Raw genomic sequence first — 15,634 nt, 5'->3', positions numbered from 1 at the left:
AGCAAAACCCCAGAGACTCTCTACACGTATAAGTCGCGCGGAAGGCCCATGAGGTTGCGTCCGCTGATCGACTGTTTTCCAACCTACCGGAGCAACCGCAGTCCGATCGTCGGGCTGGCACGGCGCACCTCGACGCCCGCGTGGTCGGGAAGCAGGTCGTCGAGGAACCCGTACCGAGCCAGTTCCTCGTCCGGCCGCCTGCTCACCGTCCGCCACCAGACCGCGATGTCACCCCAGCCCGGAGCCGACAGCGAGCCACCGAAATGTTGCACGGACAGCGCGGCGCACAGGTTCGCGAACCGCACCCGGTGTTCGAGCGGCCACCCGGCCAGAGTGCCCATCACGAACCCGGCCCCAAACACGTCACCGGCACCGGTCGCGTCGAGCTGCGCGACGTTCAGCCCCGGCACGTCCACGCACTCGCCGGTCGCGCTGTCGACGGCGACCGCTCCCCCGCCCCCGCGTGTGACGACCACCACGGGCACGTGCTCGGCGAGCTCGCGCGCGGCGGCCTCGGGCGTGTCGGTGCGGGTGTAGCCCTGCGCCTCCACGTGGTTCGGGAGGAACACGTCATATCCGTCGAGTCGCCGCAGCAGCTCCGGTGACCACGCCCCGGTGCGGTCCCAGCCGATGTCGGCGAACAGCAGGGCGCCGTTCTCCTTCGCCGTGCGCACCCACTGCTCGTCCTCGGCCTGGATGTGCACGAAGCACGCCTTGGTCGACGGCGGCGGCGCGAAGAGGTCGTCCGCGATCACGGGCGACTTGTGCCCGTGCGTGACCATGCTGCGGTCACGTTCCATCGCCATGGACACGGTCACGGGCGAGTGCCAGCCGTAGAAGCGACGGCAGTAGGAGAGGTCGACGCCCTCCTGCTCCGCCAACACGTCCCAGCAGAAGTCGCCGTACGCGTCCTCGCCGAACGCCGCCGCGAGCGCCGTCTTCAGCTCCAGGCGGCGCAGCGCCACCGCGAGGTTCGCGATCCCGCCGGGACACGACCCGAGGCCGTCGGCCCACACCTCGGTCCCCGGCTCCGGTGGGCGGGGCAGGCCGGTGAAGATGATGTCGAGGAACACGGTGCCGGTGAGCAGCACGTCGTAGGCGGGTTCGGCGCCGGGGTCAGCCATGCGTAAACCTTGCCACCCGCGGCCGGTGATCATGCGTTAGAAACGTCCGCATGGCGGTGCCGCTCAGAAAAAACGTCCAGTTCCAGCTGCTGTGGCTGGGCGGTGCGGTCTCGCAGCTCGGCACCCAGCTCACGACGGTCGCGGTCCCCCTGCTGATCCTCGCGGTCACCGGATCGCTCTTCTGGGCGGGCGTGATCGCGGGCGTGCGGGCGACGGCGCTGATCCTCGCTCAGATGCCGGCGGGCGTGTGGGTGGACCGCTGGGACCGCGGCAAGGTCCTCGTCCGGAGCCAGACCACCCAGGCCGTGGCCGTCGCGGTGATGGCGGCCAACGTCGTCAGCGGCCTCGACTCGATCCCCCTGTTCCTCGTGCTGGCGGCGGTGGACGGCGTCTGCACCGCGTTCGCGGGCCCGGCCAGGGCGACGGCGATCAAGGAGATCGTGCCTCCCGCCCAGCTCAAGGCCGCGTACGCGCAGGAGGAGGCGCGCACCCACGTGGCGTACCTGGCCGGCCCGTCGCTCGGCGCGCTGCTCTTCGGCCTGGGCCGCTCGGTCCCGTTCGTCGGCGACGCCCTGTCGTTCCTCGTCGCGGCCGCGTGCGCGTGGTTCGCCAAGATCCCGCCGCGCACCGGGGAACGCCCACGTCAGCGCATGCGGCAGGACCTTCGTGAGCCGTGCGCGTGGCTGTGGCGGCAGCGCGGCCTGCGCAACGTGCTCGCGATCTTCGTGGTCATGAACCTGCTCGGCACGGCCTCGTTGCTCCCGGTCATGGCGCTGGTCAAGGAGCGCGGCGGGTCCGACTGGCTCGTCGGCCTGGTGCTCACGGGCATCGGCGTGGGCGGCGTCCTGGGCGCCCTGCTGTCGCCCAGGGTCACGATGGCGCCGAGCAGGCTGGTCGTCGCGGTGCTCACCCTGTTCGGCGCGAGCATGATGGCGATGGCTCTGCCGTTCGGCGCGTGGTGGCCGTTCGTGCCGCTCATGCTCACCGCGGTCGGCACACCGATGCTCAACGTCTCCGTGGGCGCCGTGTTCACCGAACTGGTGCCCGACGAGCTGATGGGGCGCATGGACGCCCTGCTGAACTTCGTCAGCCGTGGGTTCACGCCGGTCGCCCCGGTGGTCGGGGCGTTGCTGGCGGATCTCGCCGGCGGCGCGGTCGCGTTGCTCGTGTTCGGGGCGTTGGTGCTGGTCACGGCGGCGATCGCGGGGTGCAGCGACCTGCGGACGTGAAGGGCTTCCGGCCAGCGGAAGCCCGAGCTTTGCGGCGGCACCGCCCGGAGCGTCCACTGAGGACATGTCCGAACGCCCCGCTCTGCTGCTGGTGCACGGCGCCTGGCACGGCTCCTGGTGCTGGGAACCGCTGCGCACCCTCCTCGAGTCCACCGGCTGGCGAGTCGACACCGTCGACCTGCCCAGCGTGGCGCCGCACGGCGCGCCCAGGTACGGCATGCACGACGACGCCCAGGCGATCAGGGACACGATCGACGGCCCGACGGTGATCGTCGCGCACTCCTACGGCGGCATCCCGGCGACTCAGGCGGCCACGCCCGACGTCCAGCACCTCGTCTACGTGGCCGCGTGCATGCCTGATGTCGGCGACTCGCTGCTCGGCATGGTCGGAGGCACGCCGCCGCCGTGGTGGCGCGCAGAAGAAGACGTCGTCCACGCGCTGACGCCGGAGACCATCTTCTTCAACGACGTCGAGAACCCACCGACCGAGAAGCTCCTCCCGCAGAGCCGGAGGGCCTTCACCGACCAGCTCACGGCAGCGGCCTGGCACCGGACGCCGAGCACCTACGTCATCAGCGAGAAGGACAACGCGATCCCGCCGCAGGCCCAGGAGGCCATGGCGGGACGAGCGAGGGCCGCGGAACGTCTCGATGCAGGACACTCCCCGTTCCTGTCCTGCCCGCGAGAGCTCGCCGCGATCATCGAGCGCGTCAGCCTTCCTCGGCGATCATCTCCCGCATCCGGGTGAGCGCCCGGTGCTGTGCCACCCGCACGGCACCAGGCGTCGACGCGACCGCCAGCGCGACCTCCTCCGCGGACAGGCCCACGGCCACCCGCAGCACGAGGATCTCGCGCTGGCGGGCCGGGAGCTTGTGCAGCAGGCGCGTGACCTGGGCCATCATCTCGCCGTTGACCGCGTGCTGCTCCGGGCCGGTCTCCAGCGAGGGGCAGTCCGGCAGCTCCGGCACGACCTCCGCGCGGTTGCGGACGGCGCGGCGGCGCGCGTCGGCGACCTTGTGCGCGGCGATGCCGTACACGAACGCGAGGAACGAGCCGGGTTCGTAGCGGTACTTCGACAACGCGCCGAGCACCGCCACGCACACCTCCTGCGCGATGTCCTCCGCCGAGACCAGCGTGCGCTCACGACCGCCGACACGGGCGCGGCAGTAGCGCACGATCAGCGGCTGGATGCGGCCGAGCAGGTGCTCGACCGCCCGTCTGTCTCCGGCAAGAGCGGCATCGACGAGGTCGGCGAACTCGGCTTCGGCGAGCCACTGGTTGGAGACCGGCGCTTGGCGCACCCGACGGCGCATGGGCACCGTTGGCGAATTCCAAGCCTCCTCGGCACTGAGGACGCCGACACCGCCACCGGTCCGCACGGCTGTGGGCATAACCATCCCGGCGACCTCCTCCACTACAGCGACACTGGGGCTTCACTGAAGAAGAGACCGCAGCGAGCCGATTGATACCGCCTGCTTCAAAGAGGACCACGAAGTCCAGTCGGGTGGGGCCAGCGGCACCCTTTTGGGGTAGAACGTGGTCCTAACGGCCCAGTCTTTCGGCCATGCCGAACTGCTGCACCCCGAGGTATCCGACGCGGAAACCGGCCTCCGAGTAGGCGAGGTAGAACTCCCACATCCGGCGGAACGTGTCGTCGAAGCCCAGCTCCCGCACCTCGTCCCAACGGGTGAGGAACGTCTCGCGCCACCGCCGGAGGGTCTCGGCGTAGTCGTCGCCGAACGACCGGGTCTCGGCGATCCGCAGCCGGGTGTGGTCGCGCACCGACTCCTCGATCGACCGCACGGACGGGATGAGCCCGCCGGGGAAGATGTACTTGTGGATCCAGGTGTAGCTGGCCTTGCTCGCGATCATGCGGTCGTGCGGCATGGTGATCGCCTGCAGCCCGACGCGGCCGCCCGGAGCCAGCACGCGGTCGAGCATCGAGAAGTACTCGGGCCAGTACTCGGCGCCGACCGCCTCGATCATCTCGACGCTGACGACGGCGTCGTACTGACCGTGCTCCTCTCGGTAGTCACGCAGCTCGACCGTCACCCGATCGTGGAGACCGGCGTCCCTCACCCGGTCCAGTGCCAGCTTGCGCTGTTCGGCGGAGATGGTCAGCGACGTGACCGTGGCGCCCCGCTGCGCCGCCCGGATGGCGAGCGCGCCCCAGCCCGTGCCGATCTCGAGCACGCGGGAGCCGGACCGGACGCCCGCGTAGTCGAGCACGCCGTCGATCTTGCGCAGCTGGGCCGTGTGCAGGTCGGTCTCGCCGCGGTCGAACAACGCCGACGAGTACGTCATCGTCTCGTCGAGGAACACCGCGAACAGCTCGTTCGACAGGTCGTAGTGCCGGTGGATGTTCTGCCGGGAGCCCGCGACGTCGTTGACCTCGGTCTGGCGACGCTCGGCCCACCGCCGCATCCGCTGCAGGCCGGGAGGGATCAGGGTCGAGAGCTTGGCCGCGAACACCGCGAGCACGTCCGCGAGCTCGTCGGACACCCAGTCGCCCACCATGTAGGCCTCGCCGAAGCCGATCTTGGCGTCGGCGCCGAGGCGGTGGAAGAACTCGTCGGGACGGGCGAGCCGCATCACCGGGCCACCTGCTCCCCACGTCCTGCCGTCGGGGAACTGCACGGTCACCGGCAGCGTGCGCACGGCGTTTCGGAACAGCGACTCGGCGATGCGGGCGCGCATCGGCGAACGCGGTGCCTTGAAGAGCCCTGGCCAGATGCCCTGACCGGGACGGGGCAAGGACAACGTGCTCATCCATCACTCCTGGGGATGATCGGGACGCGCCTGAGGTAGAGCGCGATTCCGTGGCGGCGGATCAACGCGGACACGCGCTGGGGCATCAGCGGACGGCGTAGCAGCATGCGCAGTCCCGAACTGCGCTCGCCCTTCATCGTCGCGCTGAAGGTCGTCTTCCCGTTCTGCCGCAACGCGATGGTCACGGACAGTTGGGCTCCTGGCTTCGGCAGCTTCATCACGTAGTGGCCGTCGACTTCCAGGAACGGGGAGACGTAGAACTCCTTGTCCACCGACGCACGGCCCTTGTCGTCGGTGCGCAGCAGATAGCAGTGCCGTCCGCCGTAGGTGTTGTGCACTTCCGCGACGACGCACACGAGCTCTCCGGCAGCGTCGTGGCACCAGTACACGGACAGCGGGTTGAAGACGTAACCGAGCACGCGCGCGTTGGCGAGCATCAGGACCTGCCCGCCGCTGAGGTCGATCCCGTGCCCGGCCAGCCACTCGTCCAGGTTCTCGCGGATGGTCTTGTCCGGCGAGCCGAGGTGGTCGCGGGCCTCGAACTTCGCGAACGGCCGCGCCCACCACGGGACCTTCGGCATGTCACCGAGGTCTACCAGCCACATGTAGGCGCGGTGGCTGAACGTGCGATCCAGCAACTCGCGGCGCTGGTGGGTGATGAGGACGTCGTAGATCACCACTGCACTCCGAAGTGCTGGGCGGCACGCACGCCGGACGCGCAGCCGTCCTCGTGGAAGCCCCAGCCGTGGTACGCGCCGGCGTAGGCGGTCGTGCCGGTGTTGATCTCGGCCAGGCGTCGTTGCGCGGCAACGGACTCCGGCGTGTAGATCGGGTGCTCGTAGACCATCTTCGCCAGCACCCGGTCCGGGTTCACGTCGTGCGGGTTCAGCGTGACGACGAAGTCGCGGGGCTCGTCGAGCCGCATCAGCCGGTTCATGTGGTAGCTGACGAGCACCTGGTCGTCCGCTTCCCGGCAGGCCCGCTTGTAGAGGTTCCACGACGCCTGCGCGCCGCTCGCCCTCGGCAGGATCGAGGCGTCGGTGTGCAGCCACGTCTCGTTGCGCGAGTACCGGAAGGCGCCGAGCACCTCCTTCTCCTCGCGCGTCGGGTCGGCGAGCAGCCCCAGCGCCTGGTCCGGGTGCGTGGCGATGACGACGTGGTCCGCGGTGTGCGCCACGTTGTTCTCGTCGCGGATCTCCACGCCCGCACCGATGCGCGTCACGGCCCGCACGGGCGTGCCGACGTGCACGGCCTTGAGCCCCCGCACGGCACGGTCGACGTAGGTGCGCGAGCCGCCGACCACGGTCTTCCACTGCGGGGTGCCGCCGATGGCGAGCATCCCGTGGTTCGCGAGGAACTCGAACAGGTACCAGGCCGGGTACTTCATGCTCAGCGCCGCGCCGGACGACCACACGGCGCTGACCAGCGGGATGATGAAGTGGTCGACGAAGTAGCGGCTGTACCCGCCGATCGCGAGGAACGCGCCGAGCGTGACGTCGTGCGCCTCCTCGTGAGCGAGGACGCGCTGGGCGTGCTTGTAGAACCGGGTGACCTCGGCGAGCATCCGGACATAACGACCGTTGACGACGTTCTTCGGCTGGGCGAACAGGCCGGGCAGCTTCCGTGCCCCGGCGTACTCGAGCCCGCAGCCGTCGCACCGCACGCTCATCGACATCTCGGAGTCCTGAGTGGACACGCCGAGCTCGCGGAAGAGGCGGATCAGGTTCGGGTAGGTCCGTTCGTTGTGGACGATGAACCCCGAGTCGACGGCCGTGCCGCCGATGTCGTGCGTGTGCGCGTGGCCACCGAGCCGGTCGTCGGCCTCGAACAGCGTCACGTCGTGCTTGCGCTGCAACACGTAGGCGGCGGTGAGCCCGGCAACCCCTGCTCCGATGACGGCGACCTCAGCCACGCGAGCCTCCCAACGGCACGTCGAGGCCTCGCGGTGAGGCCTCTCGCATCGCATTCGCGATGTCCGGTGCCACCGGTTCGAGCCCGAGCTCACCGTGGACGAAAGCTACGACCAGACGGGTCCAGTCGCGCGCCCTCTTCAGCATCGCGTGCCCGTCGCCGATGACGCTGAACCGCGCGACGCGGTCCGTCACGGTCTTGGCCTGCCGGGCGAACGCCAGCGACTTCGCCGGGTCCGTCATCCGCTCCATGTCCCCGTGCGCGATGAGCAGCGCCTTGCCCCTGAGCTGCTCGAACGGCTCTCCGGGCACGAGCCACGGCGCCAGCGCGCACACGGCGACCACGTTCGGGTGCCCGGCGACGCGCAACGCGGTCCGCCCGCCCATCGAGTGCCCGACGAGCACGATCGGCTTGCCGGGGTGGAGCTCGGAGATCCGGTCCAGGGCCCACCGGGCGTCCTTCACCGGGTCGAGGCTCGGCGCGTTCCAGCCGCGCACCCGGTAGCGCAGGGTCCAGACCTCGACGCCGGGGGCGCGCAGGGCGCGGGCCAGGGGAACCATCCGCAGGTACGCGAGGTTGAGGCGCCGCACGGGGTCGGTGCCGTGTTCTCGTCCGCCGTGCAGCACTAACACGACAGCATTCGTATCGCCCTGTGGTTTCGCCACGTCTACATGCGGGTGCACTCTTGATGTTCGTGAGGCCACGGCAGTTGGCTCGGCTGATGAGAGCCAGCTCACACAGGTAGTGTCCGAACCCGTGATCGACCACATCAGCATCTCCACCGAGGCCGGCTCCTTCGACGCCATCGCGTCCGGTCCCGAGGACGGCCGCCCGGTGCTGCTGCTGCACGGCTTCCCCGAGGCCGCCCTCGAGTGGGAGCACCAGGTCGCGGTCCTCGGCGTGAACGGCTTCCGCGCCGTCGCCCCCGACCAGCGCGGCTACTCCCCCGGCGTGCGGCCGGAGCAGGTGTCCGAGTACTCGGTCACGCACCTGGTCGGCGACGTGATCGCGATGGCGGACTCCCTGGGCTGGGACACGTTCGACCTGGTCGGCCACGACTGGGGCGGCGCCGTCGCGTGGTGGACCGCGATCGAGCACCCCGAACGGCTGCGCACCCTCACCGTCTTCTCCACGCCGCACCCCGGCGCGCTCAGGACCGCGCTGCAGACCGACGAGGAGCAGGCGATGCGGTCGCAGTACATGCGCGACTGGCGTGAGCGCAGCACCGAGAAGCGCATGCTCGACAACAACGCGCAGGCCCTCAAGCAGATGTTCGAGTGGCGGATCCGGCCCTCGCACGTCGAGGAGTACGTCCAGCGGCTGTCCGAGCCGGGCGCCCTCACGGCCGCGCTCAACTGGTACCGCGCGGGTCGGCCGGACGGCGCCGCGGACAAGGTCGGCGTCAAGACCATGTACGTGTGGAGCACCGAGGACGTCGCGTTCGGGTCGTTCGCGGCGTTCGAGACCGAGAAGTGGTGCACCGGGCCGTACCGGTTCGAGATGGTCGAGGACGTCAGCCACTGGATCCCCGAGGAGATCCCGGAAGCCGCGTCCTCGCTGATCCTCGAGAACCTGGGCTAGCCAGCCACAGCACCGCCGCCACGTACGCGCAGAGCACGGCGAACCCCACCCATCCCGGCAACGGGAAGTACCCGGCCGACGGTGCGTAGTGCGCCGTCACCTGCGGATGCTCCACCACCGTCTGCTTGACGGCGAAGCCCGCGGCAGGGGTGAGACGCAGCAGCCAGTCCGCGACCGCGTCGGGCAGCAGCGGAACCGACGTGACGACGTACGGCAGGGCGACCAGCGACAGTCCGGCGAGGACCGCCGCCCAGCCGCGGCGCAGCCACACGCCGAGGCTGTGGGAGAAGACGGCGCAGAGCGCGAGCACCGCGGCGACGCCGACGACCACCCGCGCACCCGTCCACACCGGCGTCGTCGCGGCCGCGACGACGATGCCGGCGCCCGCCAGGCCGGTGACGAAGGTGGTCGATCCGATGACGGCCGCCTGGGCAGCGACCACCTGCCGGGAGGTCGTCTCGCGAGCCGTTCGAGCGCCATGACGTGCCGCCACCACGAGCACGACGACCAACGCGATCACCAAGCCGGACAGCGTCTTCTCGACGCCGCGCGCGCCACCCTCACCGATCGGCCCGATGTCGCCGGTGCCGCTGATCGTGACGACACCGTCCTCCTCCACCACCCCTGACGCGTTGTGGAACTTCTCCCAGTCCGTGTGGTTCATCTCGCCGACCGGTCCGTCGTCCCACCGGCCGGTACCGCCCTGGACGGTGACGGTGTCGAAGACGCCGACGGCCTGGGTGAACCGCACCTCCTCGATCGCGCCTCCGAGGCCGGTCTCGCGGAGCGTGAGGTCGCCCGGCGAGGTGGCGAAGAGTCCGATCTGGACGGTGTCCGGAAGTCCCGTGAGCTCCGCGGTCCCGACCACGTGCCACCGCTCGCCGTCCGCGGACTCGGACCCGGTGATCGTGTCGCCCGAACGGGTCAGGCGCAGCCAGAGCGGCGACTGCGCCGAGACGCTGCCCGTGCCTCCGGCGACGTCGTGCTCGTAGTCGTGCTGGAAACGCACGCCGTGACCGCCGGTCATCGCCAGCGCCGCGTACCGAGAACCCTGCCGTACGCCGTCCTTCACGATGATCCCGGTTTTCGCCCACGGCACGAGCCCGGCGACGATCTGGTCGTGACCGGGCGGCGGGTAGGTGATCGTCCCGGTCATCGACGTCATCCTGACCGTGATGGCGCCTTCACGACCGAGGTCCTGGTGCCGGAACCAGAACGTGTCGCTGACGGTGGAGCACGGGCCGTCGCAGGAGGAGGCGGCGCCGAACAGCAGGCCAGGCACGATGACGGACAGGGCGGCGACGGCCAGGGAGAGCAGGCGGCCCGGGGTGCGGAACGCGGTCCACTCCCTGCGGAGAAGTGCGGTGATCGACATGGTCCGGGTCTACCGACCGGCGGGTGACACGGCCCGAACCCGCCTTGTCATGCCGTTGTTAGGCCGCTCCCGGCATTCTGACGCGATGAGCAGAACCGCCGGGGCCCGGTTCACGATCCTGTACGCCACTGTGTTCCTCGTGTCCGGCATCGGGCTGCTGCTCCTGACCTTCCTGCTGTCCGGCGGCCTGAGCGACACCGCGCCCGCCGGGAACACGCCCGTCCAGGACGCGGCACAGCAGCAGGTCCAGCAATTGCAGGCGCAGCTGGCCGAGGTGCACGCGCAGCAGGCACGTCAGCTGCTGGCAGGGTCGTCGCTGGCGCTGGTCGTGATGGCCGTCGTCTCGCTGCTGGCCGGCCGGGTGCTGGCGCGACGCGTGCTGCGGCCGTTGCGGACGATCACCAACGCCACCCGGCACATCTCCGCCGACAGCCTCGACCGGCGGCTGGCCGTCACCGGCCCGGCCGACGAGGTGAAGGGCCTCGCGGACACCATCGACGAGCTGCTCGAACGGCTCGAGGTGTCGTTCACCGCGCAACGGCGCTTCGCCGCCAACGCCTCCCACGAGCTGCGCACCCCGCTGGCGACGATGCGGGCGTCGCTGGACGTCGCGGTCGCCAAACCCGGCCCGGCGGCCTCGACGGTGGCGCTCGCGGACCGCCTGCGAGTGCAGCTCGACCGGGTCGACCACTTGCTCGACGGGTTCCTCCTGCTGGCCAGAGCGCAGCACGGCGCGCCGGCCGACGCCGCCCCCGTTGACCTGGGTGAGCTCGCCGGAGACGCGCTGCACGAGCTGTCCGCCGGCGTCGGGGCGAAGAGGCTGACCGTGACGGTGGACGTACCTCGGGAAGCGGTCGCCCACGGCAGTCCGGCGTTGCTGGCGCGGCTGGTGGGCAACGTCGTCGACAACGCCGTGAAGCACAACGAGACCGGTGGATGGGTCAGGGTCACCGGCTCCGCGGACGCGGAGAACGCGGTGCTGGTCGTCCAGTCCGGCGGGCCCGTCTTCGACCAGCGGGAGGTCGACCGGCTGGCGCAGCCCTTCGAACGGCTCGGCGGTGAGCGCATCGGCTCGTCGGGGCTGGGCCTGTCCATCGTGGCCACCATCGCCGCCGCACACGGCGGCCGGCTAGACCTGCGCGCGCTGCCGGAGGGCGGCCTGGGCGTGTCGATCACGCTGCCGGCCGCGGAGGTGCCGGCGTGAGGGTCCTCGTCGTGGAAGACGACCACGCCCTCGCCGAGATCGTCGCCGAAGGACTCCGCGACCAGGGGATGGCCGTCGACCTCGCGCACGACGGACTGGTCGCCGCCGGCCTCGACCTCACCCCGTACGACGTGGTGCTCCTGGACCGGGACCTGCCGGGACTCCACGGTGACGTGCTGTGCCGGTTGATCATCGAGCGGGCGGGCAGGCCGATGGTGCTGATGCTGACCGCGGCGGGCGCGCCCGGCGACCGGGTCAGCGGGCTGACCCTGGGCGCCGACGACTACCTGGCCAAGCCGTTCCACTTCCCCGAGCTCGTGCTGCGCGTCCGGGCGCTGGCCCGCCGCAGGCCGGACGCCAGGCCCCCGACGTTGCGCGCGGCGGGGATCGAACTGGACCCGGTGCGCCGGACCGTCGTGCGGGACGGGCGGCACCTCACCCTCTCCGTGAAGGAGTTCGCCGTCCTGGAGGCACTGCTGGGGGCACATCCCGGCTTCCTGAGCGCCGAGGCTCTGCTGGAGCGGGTGTGGGACGAGCACGCCGACCCGTTCACCAACACCGTGACCGTGACGGTGGGCCGGTTGCGCCGCAAGCTGGGCGAGCCGCCGATCATCGCGACGACACCGGGAGTCGGCTACCGGATCAGCGGAAGCGGCTAGATTCAGAGCCATGCGCGTGGCCGGTCTTCTGCTCGCCGCGGGGGCCGGTCGCCGGTTCGGCTCCCCCAAGGCACTCGTCCCACTGGACGGCGAGCTCTTCGTCGACTCTGCCGCGGAGCTCCTCAGGGCCGCCGGGTGCGACCCGGTCGTCGTGGTGCTGGGCGCGCAGGCGTCCGAGGTGCGGCAACGGGCGAGGCTCGAAGGCGTGACGGTCGTCGACAACCCGCACTGGGACACCGGCATGGGCTCGTCGTTGCGCACCGGTCTGCACGCGGTCGGCAGCGCGGACGCGGTGCTCGTCCTGCCCGTGGACACACCGGGGGTCACCGTCGAGGCCCTGCACCGGCTGATGGCGCTCGCCGAACCGAAAGCGCTGGCCAGGGCCACCTACGGCGGCGAGGTCGGGCATCCCGTGCTGATCGGGTCGGACCACTTCGCGGGCGTCGTGGCGTCGGCGGCCGGCGACCAGGGCGCCCGGGACTACCTCCGCGCGAACACCGTCCGCCAGGTCGAGTGCGCCGACGTGGCGGACGGTGCCGACGTGGATCGGCCCGAGGACCTCAGGCGACGTACCGGCGGAGCTTGATGCCCGACGAGACGTTCGAGGCGCTCAGCCAGTGCAGCCCGCCACCCGAGTAGGCGGGGTCGGACACGGCGAACTCGGTGCCGCCGGCGCGGTAGCCGACGATCGTGGCGTAGTGGCCGCCGAAGTAGCTGCGACCGTTGAGGCTGCGCGACGCGGGCCTGGCCGTCGCCCAGCGCCACCGCAACTCGGTGCTGCACACGGCGTCGGCGCTGGGCGTCGAGCTGCTGGCCTGAGGTTTCAGGGCCTCGCCCGGACGGCCGCTCTCGCGCACGCCCCGGCCACGACGAGCAGCACCAGCGCCGCCCACACCGGCCACAGCTCGGAGTAGGTCACCGCCAGCGCGATGTTCGTGGCCGCCGCCGCCGTGAAGACGGCCACCAGCACCACCCAGAAGTAGAAGTACCGCCTGGTCAAACCCACCCCCTGTCCACGAGCGCCACCGCACCCCTCATCGCGCGTATCGAGGTTTGTGGTGCCCGGGTTACTGGTGAGGTGATCTGCGATCCGGTACTACTGACCCGCATGACGACCGACACCGTGACCGGATCCGACTACGGCAACCTCGTGCGCACGCACCTGACGCGCGTCGAGCAGCACAACGCGGCCGCGCTCGACGACGTGGCCGAGCTCGTGCTGGCCGCCGTCGAAGCGGACGGAATCCTTCTCACCGCAGGTGCGGGGCACTCGCTCGCGGCGGTCGCCGAGACCTTCTACCGCGCGGGCGGCCTGGCCTGCGTCCGCCCGATCTACCACCCCGAACTGCTCCCGATGCACGGCGCGATCAGCAGCACGTCGGCCGAACGGCGCTCCGGCCTCGCGGGCGAGGTCCTGCGCGAGTCGGGCCTCGCCCCGCACGACGTCCTGTTCGTGTTCTCGACCTCGGGCGTCAACCACTACCCCGTCGAACTGGCCCAGGAGGCCGCGAGCAAGGGCTGCCCGGTCGTCGGCGTCACCTCGGTCGCCTCCAGCGCCCAGGCACCCCGTCGTGCCGGCGCGACCCTGGCCGAGGTCTCGACCGTCGTGCTCGACAACCTCGTCCCGCCCGGTGACTCGACCTACCCCGAGCACGCCCCGGTGACCGCGGCGATCTCCACGCTCGCGACCACGTTCCTGTGGAACCTGCTGATGGTCCGCCTGATCGACAAGGCGACCGAGTCCGGAGTGCGACTGCCGTTGTGGCGCAGCGCGAACGTGGAGGGCGGCGACGCGGCCAACGCCGACCTGCTCCGCCACTACCAGACCCGCATCCCACAGCTCGGATAGGTAGAAATCCTCACGGATTCCGCCCGCTCCACCGTTAGTCTCCCACCGGGGAATGCACTTACCTGGGGGAACTGAACAGTGGAGCAGAAAACTCGCAAGAGGATCCTGATCAGCGGCGCGCTCGTCACGACGGCCATCGTCGGCGTGGCGGGCGTCCTGCTCTGGTCGGGCAGCAAGAAGATCATGGTCGTCAACGACACGGCGAACCCGGCACCGGTGACGACGAAGGCGCCCGACACACCGCTGGAGGTCGCCGTCGCCTTCCTGAACGGGGCGATCTCCGGTCCGGCCGCCGCCGCCCTCCGCACCGACGCACCGGCAGCGGCGACCACCGCCCTCGAAGCCACCAAGGCCGGAATGGGCGCCTCGGCTTTCCAGGCCCTCGTGGCGACCTCGCCACCACCGGCCGCCGACGCCACGAGCACCGAGTACACGGCGTCCGTCACCTGGACCATGCCGAGCGCGGCCCAGCTGAAGTACGACGTCAAGGTCCCGATGGTCCGCGCCGACGGTGGCTGGAAGGTGCGCTGGACGCCCGCGGTCCTGCACCCTCAGCTCACCGAGGGCGCCGCCCTCACCTACCGCAAGGCGCTGGCGGACGGCGCTTTGCTGGGGCGCGACGGCAAACCTCTGGTCCAGGGCACGCTCCCGGACGGCCTCTACAAGACGATCACCGGCGTGGTCGGCGACGTGAAGGGCATCGACGGCTGGGAGGTCGGCATCACCGCCGGCGGTGCGTTCACCTTGCTGGACAGCAAGAAGGTGGAGGGCGGTGAGAAGATCACCGTCACGATCGACCCGGCCCGTCAGGCAGCCGCCCAGGCCGCGGTCGACGCCCTTCCGCAGGGCGCCTCGATCGTCGCCGTCGACGCCACCACCAGCGAGATCCTGGCGGTGGCGCAGAACAAGTCGTTGACCGGCACCAACCCGTTCATCGGCCGCTACGCCCCCGGTTCGGCGCTGAAGATCGTCACGGCCGCGGCGGCCATGGACGCGGGCCTCGTGCAGTCGGGCACCGCCGTTCCCTGCACGGCCAAGGCCACCATCGGCACCCGCACGATCAGCAACGCGGGCTTCGGCCACGACAGCGTGCCGTTCCACACGGCATTCGCCCTGTCCTGCAACACGACGTTCGGCGAGCTGGGGTCGAAGCTCGACCCGAACGCGCTGCCCGCGATGGCGAAGCGGTTCGGCCTGGGCGCCGACTGGACCGTGCCCGGCGCCGAGACGAACACCGGCAAGGTCCCGGCGGCCACCGGCGACCAGCGGGTGGAGAACAGCTTCGGCCAGGGCAACGTCGTGGCCAGCCCGTTCGGCATGGCCCTGGTCGCCGCCACCGTCGTCTCCGGCCGCACACCGACGCCGACCCTGTTGCGCGGCAGGCCGTCCGAGCCGAACGACGTCGCCGCGGGTCCGCCCGCCGCCGTCCTGCAGCCGTTGCGGGCGATGATGCGCGAGGTCGTCACCTCCGGAACCGCGAAGCAGCTCGCCGGAATCCCCGGCCTGGCGGGGAAGACGGGCACGGCGGAGGCCGGTGGCGGCGAGGCGCACGGCTGGTTCGTCGGCTACCAGAACAACGTCGCGTTCGCGGTGGTCGTGGAGAAGGCGGGCTCGTCGCAGAGCGCGCTGAACGCGACGGCGGCGTTCCTCAAGGGCTGAACCGCTGCTCTCGCGGGACGAGAAGCCCGCGGTGGAACGCCTCGGTGACGGCCGCGGCGCGGTCGCTCACCTCGAGCTTCGCGTAGATGTTGAGCAGGTGTGACTTCACGGTGGCCTCGGTGATGAAGAGACCCTGCGCCACATCGCGGTGGGGGGGCCCCCCCCCCCCCGCCCCCCCCCCCCCCCCCCCCCCCCCCCCCCCCGGGGTTAACAAAAAAAAACCCCCCCCGAAATACCATACAAGAGGTTTGCGGGGTGGGGGGGGGAGATGTGG

Annotated in this window: 18 protein-coding genes; 8 read left to right on the top strand and 10 right to left on the bottom strand. The window is 70.8% G+C overall.

Annotation, left to right across the window (positions count from 1 at the left end; translation table 11 throughout):
* Window positions 1-83: 83 nt before the first annotated feature.
* Window positions 84-1,124 (bottom strand): carbohydrate kinase family protein, encoded by a 1,041-nt coding sequence (locus ACWF7A_RS30535; RefSeq protein WP_452253954.1) that lies wholly within the window; start codon window positions 1,122-1,124, stop codon window positions 84-86.
* Window positions 1,125-1,174: 50 nt separating this feature from the next.
* On the opposite strand from ACWF7A_RS30535, the gene ACWF7A_RS30530 reads away from it, so the two are divergent.
* Together ACWF7A_RS30530 and ACWF7A_RS30525 are read left to right on the top strand one after the other, a co-directional pair.
* Complete coding sequence (locus tag ACWF7A_RS30530; protein ID WP_452253953.1) at window positions 1,175-2,353, top strand: MFS transporter; 1,179 nt, start codon at window positions 1,175-1,177, stop codon at window positions 2,351-2,353.
* Window positions 2,354-2,417: 64 nt separating this feature from the next.
* A complete protein-coding gene (locus ACWF7A_RS30525; RefSeq protein WP_452253952.1) occupies window positions 2,418-3,101 on the top strand; it encodes an alpha/beta fold hydrolase in 684 nt (227 codons plus the stop codon).
* Here ACWF7A_RS30525 and shbA read toward each other — a convergent pair.
* From shbA to ACWF7A_RS30500, 5 genes are all read right to left on the bottom strand, one after another.
* Entirely contained in the window at window positions 3,064-3,666 is a 603-nt protein-coding gene (gene shbA, locus ACWF7A_RS30520) for an RNA polymerase sigma factor ShbA (protein WP_452253951.1), read from the bottom strand. The genes ACWF7A_RS30525 and shbA overlap by 38 nt on opposite strands.
* Window positions 3,667-3,895: 229 nt before the next feature.
* Window positions 3,896-5,122, bottom strand: coding sequence for a class I SAM-dependent methyltransferase (locus ACWF7A_RS30515; RefSeq protein ID WP_452253950.1), 1,227 nt, complete (start codon window positions 5,120-5,122; stop codon window positions 3,896-3,898).
* Window positions 5,119-5,799, bottom strand: a complete 681-nt coding sequence (locus ACWF7A_RS30510) for a DUF1365 domain-containing protein (RefSeq protein ID WP_452253949.1) — start codon at window positions 5,797-5,799, stop codon at window positions 5,119-5,121. Before ACWF7A_RS30510 ends, ACWF7A_RS30515 begins: the two co-directional genes overlap by 4 nt.
* On the bottom strand, window positions 5,796-7,034 hold the full coding sequence (locus tag ACWF7A_RS30505) for an NAD(P)/FAD-dependent oxidoreductase (protein ID WP_452253948.1): 1,239 nt from the start codon (window positions 7,032-7,034) through the stop codon (window positions 5,796-5,798). The genes ACWF7A_RS30510 and ACWF7A_RS30505 overlap by 4 nt, the downstream gene beginning before the upstream one ends.
* Window positions 7,027-7,665 carry an alpha/beta hydrolase gene (locus ACWF7A_RS30500; protein WP_452253947.1) on the bottom strand — a complete coding sequence of 213 codons (639 nt, stop codon included), beginning with the start codon at window positions 7,663-7,665 and terminating at the stop codon, window positions 7,027-7,029. Before ACWF7A_RS30500 ends, ACWF7A_RS30505 begins: the two co-directional genes overlap by 8 nt.
* Window positions 7,666-7,789: 124 nt before the next feature.
* Here ACWF7A_RS30500 and ACWF7A_RS30495 point away from each other — a divergent pair, with 124 nt between their 5' ends.
* Complete coding sequence (locus tag ACWF7A_RS30495; RefSeq protein ID WP_452253946.1) at window positions 7,790-8,614, top strand: alpha/beta fold hydrolase; 825 nt, start codon at window positions 7,790-7,792, stop codon at window positions 8,612-8,614.
* On the opposite strand, the gene ACWF7A_RS30490 is transcribed toward ACWF7A_RS30495, so the two are convergent.
* Entirely contained in the window at window positions 8,547-9,989 is a 1,443-nt protein-coding gene (locus tag ACWF7A_RS30490) for a hypothetical protein (protein ID WP_452253945.1), read from the bottom strand. The genes ACWF7A_RS30495 and ACWF7A_RS30490 overlap by 68 nt on opposite strands.
* Window positions 9,990-10,074: 85 nt before the next feature.
* Between ACWF7A_RS30490 and ACWF7A_RS30485 the strand changes: the two genes are divergently transcribed.
* Genes ACWF7A_RS30485 through ACWF7A_RS30475 form a run of 3 tightly spaced genes read left to right on the top strand, consistent with a single transcriptional unit; the run spans window position 10,075 to window position 12,438 of the window.
* The gene (locus ACWF7A_RS30485) at window positions 10,075-11,193 is read left to right on the top strand and encodes a sensor histidine kinase (protein WP_452253944.1); all 1,119 of its coding nucleotides are present in this window, start codon (window positions 10,075-10,077) and stop codon (window positions 11,191-11,193) included.
* On the top strand, window positions 11,190-11,852 hold the full coding sequence (locus ACWF7A_RS30480; RefSeq protein ID WP_452253943.1) for a response regulator transcription factor: 663 nt from the start codon (window positions 11,190-11,192) through the stop codon (window positions 11,850-11,852). The genes ACWF7A_RS30485 and ACWF7A_RS30480 overlap by 4 nt, the downstream gene beginning before the upstream one ends.
* A gap of 10 nt (window positions 11,853-11,862) precedes the next feature.
* Window positions 11,863-12,438, top strand: coding sequence for a nucleotidyltransferase family protein (locus ACWF7A_RS30475; protein ID WP_452253942.1), 576 nt, complete (start codon window positions 11,863-11,865; stop codon window positions 12,436-12,438).
* On the opposite strand, the gene ACWF7A_RS30470 is transcribed toward ACWF7A_RS30475, so the two are convergent.
* Both ACWF7A_RS30470 and ACWF7A_RS30465 read right to left on the bottom strand, forming a co-directional pair.
* Entirely contained in the window at window positions 12,413-12,709 is a 297-nt protein-coding gene (locus ACWF7A_RS30470; RefSeq protein ID WP_452253941.1) for a hypothetical protein, read from the bottom strand. The genes ACWF7A_RS30475 and ACWF7A_RS30470 overlap by 26 nt on opposite strands.
* On the bottom strand, window positions 12,676-12,858 hold the full coding sequence (locus tag ACWF7A_RS30465; RefSeq protein ID WP_452253940.1) for a hypothetical protein: 183 nt from the start codon (window positions 12,856-12,858) through the stop codon (window positions 12,676-12,678). Before ACWF7A_RS30465 ends, ACWF7A_RS30470 begins: the two co-directional genes overlap by 34 nt.
* Window positions 12,859-12,960: 102 nt before the next feature.
* Between ACWF7A_RS30465 and ACWF7A_RS30460 the strand changes: the two genes are divergently transcribed.
* Together ACWF7A_RS30460 and ACWF7A_RS30455 are read left to right on the top strand one after the other, a co-directional pair.
* Complete coding sequence (locus tag ACWF7A_RS30460; RefSeq protein ID WP_452253939.1) at window positions 12,961-13,701, top strand: SIS domain-containing protein; 741 nt, start codon at window positions 12,961-12,963, stop codon at window positions 13,699-13,701.
* A gap of 78 nt (window positions 13,702-13,779) precedes the next feature.
* On the top strand, window positions 13,780-15,360 hold the full coding sequence (locus tag ACWF7A_RS30455) for a penicillin-binding transpeptidase domain-containing protein (RefSeq protein ID WP_452253938.1): 1,581 nt from the start codon (window positions 13,780-13,782) through the stop codon (window positions 15,358-15,360).
* On the opposite strand, the gene ACWF7A_RS30450 is transcribed toward ACWF7A_RS30455, so the two are convergent.
* Entirely contained in the window at window positions 15,350-15,502 is a 153-nt protein-coding gene (locus ACWF7A_RS30450) for a LuxR C-terminal-related transcriptional regulator (protein WP_452253937.1), read from the bottom strand. The genes ACWF7A_RS30455 and ACWF7A_RS30450 overlap by 11 nt on opposite strands.
* Window positions 15,503-15,634 lie beyond the last annotated feature (132 nt).

It is taken from the genome of Lentzea sp. NPDC055074, assembly GCF_053608005.1.
This window is presented reverse-complemented; position numbering and strand designations above follow the sequence as displayed.